The following is a 5732-nucleotide window of genomic DNA, read 5'->3' on the forward strand; positions in this document are numbered from 1 at the left end:
AACTTCCGGCGGCGACCACTAGCCCAGCCTCGCCAGCCGCGGTCGACCGGCGGGGATGCCGGTCAGGTTCGCAACTACCGGCGGTCACCGTGACCGCCCTGCACAGGCGCTGCTGGAGTCATCGCCGCCGCCCGCGTTCTCTCCTCGGCGGCGCCGTCCCGGTAGCGGTGTTGCACGGCCCGGACGACCGTGTCGGACCCCAGGAGCAGCACCGCGATCCACGACACGGTCGCGACCCGCCCGAATGCCTTGACCCACTCGCCGTTGATCGGGAGGTCGTGGCGGATCTGGACCTGGATGACATAGGCGGCGCTCATGGCCAGCAGGACCACCGGCCCGATCCTGAGCAGAATCCGGGCACGCGGTATGAGCAGCGCGGCCAGTGTCACCAGCCCGGTGGCGACGCCTGCCACCGGGTTCACCAGCGCCAGCGCGATCAGGGCGGCTGCCACCGCCGTGGGGATCGCCACCATGATCGGAACTCGGGCGGCCCGCGCCGCCGGTGCTTCGAAGGTGGGCAGATCGACGGTCACCGGGCCGGCCTGCGCACGTGACCGCCGGCGTTTTCTCGCCGTCACGACCAGCAGCGCGACACTCGACGCCAGCGCTGTTGCGGAGATCACCAGAGCGCGCCGTACCAGCCGTTGGGGTGCCCAGGTGAGGTTGACGGTGAAGCTGGACGCGGCCGGAGTGATCCGCCAGCCGTTGGCGTAGCCGTCCACGAGCCGGGGCGCGCCGTAGTCGATGGCTTCCGGGTTCTCCTTCGATCGTCCGGGTGTCGTCGCCTGCCAGCCGGCGGACAGGCTCTGCCCGAGCACCAGCCAGAAGGGCTTGCCGGGTTCCGCGTTGGTGACCCGCAGCGTGAACGAGGTTGCGGTGGATGCGCTGACCGTCACCGCGGGTACGCGGGCGGCGTTGCCGGCTGGCCCAGCCGGCGGATCGGCCGGGGTACCCTGGCTGGCCGGGGTGACCGATCCGCCGGCCGTGACCGGCGACGGGCCGCCCCCAGGCTCTGAGGACAGGATGAGCCTGTCCAGGTCGTAGCCGGCGTCAGCCCCTGCTACGGTGCGTAGCACGTGGTCGCCAGGTCCCAGGGTGATGGGCTGACCGCACAGCGACAGGGGCAGGCCCTTGCGGGCAAGCGCGTCGGCGCTGGAACCGGTGATTCGTACGGAGAGCGGGCGCCCGTCCAGCATGACGAGATCGGTGCGGCATTCGCCGGGAAGAGCCGCCGCGGCCCGCGGCGTCCGCAGGCCGGCGATGTCGACATCGGCCAGGCCTACCGGCATTGTGAGCTGGTGCGCATCGATCGTGTCACGGGTGGTGACTGGGCGGACGCTGTCGACGACAAGACGGATCTGGCTGCCCCGGACGGGGGGAAAGCTGAGGGTGACGGTCCTGATGCCGCCCGGCATGTCGGTGATCGGTGGGATGGTCAGCGTGTCCACCCGCCGGCCGTCCACGACCAGCCCGAGCACGTTCGGCACGGAGTGGCGTCCGTCGGCCGCCAGCGACAGGGTCAGCGCCGAGAAGCTCACCTGTTGCGGGGAGCTGACCTGCACCCAGTTACCGGCCTGCGCCCCGAAGCCGGGACTCCACAGCGTTGCCGGGTCCCCGTCGAACGCGCTGGCGCTGCCGGCCGCCAGGTCACCGGGCAGCCGGCCGGAGGACTCGGTGCTCACCCCACCCGACGGCAGCCCGGTGGCCCTGCCCAGCACCAGGTCATTGGCGTAGGCGGACGCGCGAGCGGTACCGGACAGGGCGAAGGTGCGCGCGGTGGGCAGGGTGAACACCCGGGCCATCGAGGCCTCGGGGTCGGTGCGGAACGGTTCCGCCGGGTTTGCCCGGTCGCGGGTGAGCTGCAGGGTGAGCCGGTGCGCAAGGGAGCCGGCGCCCGCCGCGGCAAGCAGGTCGGTGGGCATCCGCAGGAGCTCCCGCGCGTGCGGTGCGCTGCCGTCCGGCCGGATGATGTCGACTTCCGCGAACCCCACGCTGGACAGGCCCGTGTAGGTCGCGCGGGCCCCGATGTTGGTCGCGTCCAGGGTGATGTCCAGCCGGGTGAAGCCGCGGGCCGGGAAGGTCACGACCTGTCCCGCTGCGGTGCGTGACGCGTCGGTGAGATCCACGGTCACCGGTGATCCGCCGTCGAAGCGGAGCGTCGCCCGCGTGATCCACCGGTTGGGGGCGTCGCGCAGCGGCTGGATCAGGCGAATCCGGTCGGTGCGCACCGGCTCCGTCATGGTGATCGCCAGGCGCTGCCCGACCGGGTTGGTGAACGCGCCGACCCGCCACATGCTGTCAAGGTTGCCGTCGACCGCACCCGCCGGACGTTCCGACGGGCTGTAGGAGAAGGCGTTGCCGTAGTCGGTCGCGCCGACAGCGGCGATCTCGCTGGGCTGGTCGGGGGCGTGCAGCACGGCCACCGTCTGCGCTGTCGCGGTCTCGTCCGGGAAGACCGGCAGCCGGTTGTCGTTGGGGTCAGGAAGCAGCGGGATCATGTCCGCGGTCTCGACGTACCCGTAGTCGTCTCGGACGGAGCTCCAGCGCTCGGCCCGGCGCCGGTTGCTGTCGGTGAGCAGAAGATCGGCGCCATCAGCCAGCGCCTGGTTGATCGACGCGGGGTCGGCTGCCATCGACGCGGTGTAGAGGATGGCCCGGTTCGCGGCGAGCGGGGTGGCCAGCAGGCCCGCGGCTGCCGCGTCCACCAGCCCCTCGCCGTTGCCGCTGACGAGCAGCGGTGCCGCGGTGGTCGCCGTCCGCACGATCGGCTGCGGGCGGGTGACGCCGAAGACGGCCAATGCCGGCGGGTTCGGGGCGTTCACGGGCGTGCCCAGGGCCAGCTCGTCATCGAAGGGAATGCGTGGCGTGTCGGTGACCGGCGGGCCGAAGGCGCGGGGCGCGGTAAGCCCCGCGGGCACCGGGCTGGTGAACAGCGCCCAGGTCGGCACCGGGCGCGGGGTGCGGAAACGCTCGTACTGCTGGTTGCTGCGCAAGACGATGTCACCGACGCTCATCAGCCGCGCGATGTCGGCGAGCCCGTCGGTTTCGAACACACCTTCCTGCAACCGGCGGTCGAGCGCGCGCAGCAGGTCGGCGGATGCGGCGGCGCTCAACGGGATCAGTTCGCGGACCAGGTACGGGCGGTTCGCGAGGCCGGGCAGGACGGGGTCGAGGGTGGTCCCCCAGCGGTAGTGCGCGAAGTCCGCGCCGGGCAGCTCCAGCGCACGGGTGGTGGAACCGGCCGCGTCGAGAGCGGCGGCGGCCTGCCGCTCGTAGCCGGGGATCTGTTCGGGGCGGTCCAGGCCCGCTTCGATGAACTGGCCGCGCCACAGCGGGCTCAGGTTCGCCACGACCAGGACGACCACGATCGTCCACGCGGTGGCGGGAACGAGGGACGGCAGCCTGGCCGAGATCCACGCCCGCCTGCCCAGCCGGCCGGGCGGGCGGTGGGAGCTGCGGCGTGCGAGCACCTCCGCAAGCCGTTGGGAGAGCGCGGCGAGCCCTCCAGCGAGCAGCACTGACAGGCTGAGCGCCACCAGCGGTACCGCACGGGGCATCGATCGCAGCGCCAGCGCCGCCGTCGACGCCTGGGAGAAGGCGCGGAAGGCCGCGCCCAGCGGCGAGGGGCGGTCATAGGGGTACACACCTACCGCGACCGCGGTACCGACGACGAGCAGCGCGACGAAGTAGGCCTTGTAGCCCCACTGGATCAGGGCCGCGCCCGCCAGCGCGAGCAGCGGCAGCGCGAAGCTCACGACGATCACCCAGATGGTGTGGGTGTAGTCATGGGAGGCGACGATCCAGCTCCCCAGCGCGTCCGCGCCATAGAAGTACCAGTTGCCCAGACCACGCAGCACCTCTGATGCCTGGGATGCGCTGGCCACCGTCTTGAGCGTCTCGCTGTAGGCGAGTATGTTCACACCGTAGCCAGCCTGAGTGATCAGGCCCGCTATCCACCACGCCGAGCACAGTACGATCATCACGGCGGTACGGATGATCATCCCTAGCGCTGGCCCGAGCCGGGCCTCGCGGGTGCCCCACAGGGCGAAGGGCAGCCACAGCATCGGCGCCAGCAGCACGAAGAGCAGGCTTGCCGCGTTGCTGCTGCCGACCAGGGCGACCGTGACACCGAACGCGGCGGGCCAGCGCCAGCCGTCCGGCCGCCAGGCCGCGCGGCCTCCCCGGGCCTCGCGCAGCCCGCGGATGGTGATCCCGAGCAGCCATCCCAGGCCCGTGTAGGGCAGCAGGATCGCTGACATCCGCGCCTCATACTCCAGGACGTACGGGGTCAGCATGTAGCCGGCCGCGGCGACGAAGGCGAACCGGTCCGGCCAGCGGAACGACCGCATGCAGAAGAGCACGCCCGCACCGGCGAGGAACAGCACCGAGCCGGTCCACAGCCGCTGGGCGACCCAGGTGGGCAGCCCGGCGAGGTCCAGGAGCCAGAAGAAGGCGCCCTGCGGGAGCAGGAAGCCGATGTTCTGGTGGGTGACCGAACCCATCCCGACGTTCGGGGCCCACATCACCCCCGCGTGGCTGATCAACCGTTGCGGTTCCAGGTACAGGTAGGCCTTGGTATCGACGCCGACCCGACCGGGCGCGGTGAGCAGCAGCGGGAGGTAGACGATCGCGGCCAGCAGCGGCGCCGGCCATGGCGGCGGCCATCGGCGCTGGCGCGGCGACGGCCCGGCGCCACCGGCCGGCCGGCCGGTGAGCCGGCGGGAAAGACCTCGCCGCGGACGTGCGGATGGTGCGGTCAGGGTCACCCGTGCAGCCCAATCATCCTGGTGCGGCTCCCGGCCGCTGCTGCGCCCGGGAGGAGGACGGCAGCACGCAGCCATGCCCGGCTCCCCGGGCTGTGCGCTGATCGTGAGCTGCGTCCGGAGCATCCTACGGCGTGTTCCGGGAGCCGTCGTTCGATCATGGAGCCGCATCCAGGTGGTTGCTGGCAAGGCCGTAGGCCATACCGGTACCGGGTGAATTGTATCGGTATGGCCGAGAACGCGGCGCTGGCGATCCGCGCGGTGGCGATGGTGACGCCTGCGGCCCGCCCGCCCGCCAGCCCGTTCCGTCCGCCCGTGGCCCGGCCATTGCCCGCTGTCAGCGCGGGGAGACGGATCACACGTTCACCGGACCGCGGCGCGCCGGGCGCTGGACCAGACCAACAGGCCGGTGCCAGCGGCCAGCACGGCGTACAGGGCGAGCTCCAGCCGGGCTGTCGCCACCGCAGCGCCGCCCATCCACCAGATGCCCGCGATGGCGAGCGCGGCCGCGGCCGCGAGCATCACCAGGACCCCGCGCGCGCCGACGGCCAGCAGGTAGTGGGTGCACAGGACGGTTGCCCCAAGACAGGTCATCGCCCCGGCCAGGGGCGCGAACGCGCTGGCGCAGGCGGTCAGCCGCGGCCCGAACGCCAGCGACAGCCCCTGGGCCGGGGCGGCCACAGCGACGAGGAGAAGCCCCGCGGCCGGCACCGCGAGCATCGCCAGTGTCGCGCCCAGCTGGTGCAGCGCGTGGTGGCCGTGGTGGCGGCGGGCTGCCGTCTCGGGCAGCAGGAAGCCCCCCAGGACGACCGCGGCGAAGACCAGCACCTTGCAGGCGACGGACACCGCCGCGTAGGAGCCGGTCTCGGCGGAGCGGTGTGCGCCGATCACCAGCACGTCGATGTTCTGGAGCACGCCCAGCAGGACGAGGGCGATCAGCGCGGTGCCGATCTCGACGGCCAGGCGGTT

Annotated in this window: 1 protein-coding gene and 1 pseudogene; both read right to left on the reverse strand. The window is 72.2% G+C overall.

The features are described from left to right. Positions 1 to 74 precede the first annotated feature (74 nt). On the reverse strand, positions 75 to 4766 hold the full coding sequence (locus tag MJ785_RS12135) for an alpha-(1->3)-arabinofuranosyltransferase family protein (protein WP_239380906.1): 4692 nt from the start codon (positions 4764 to 4766) through the stop codon (positions 75 to 77). 360 nt (positions 4767 to 5126) lie between these two features. Next, positions 5127 to 5732, reverse strand: a pseudogene (locus tag MJ785_RS12140) (hypothetical protein); the annotation flags it as partial.

Origin of the sequence: Protofrankia sp. CiT1 (assembly GCF_917627335.1) — a bacterium.
In the GTDB taxonomy this organism is placed as follows: Bacteria; Actinomycetota; Actinomycetes; order Frankiales; family Frankiaceae; genus Protofrankia.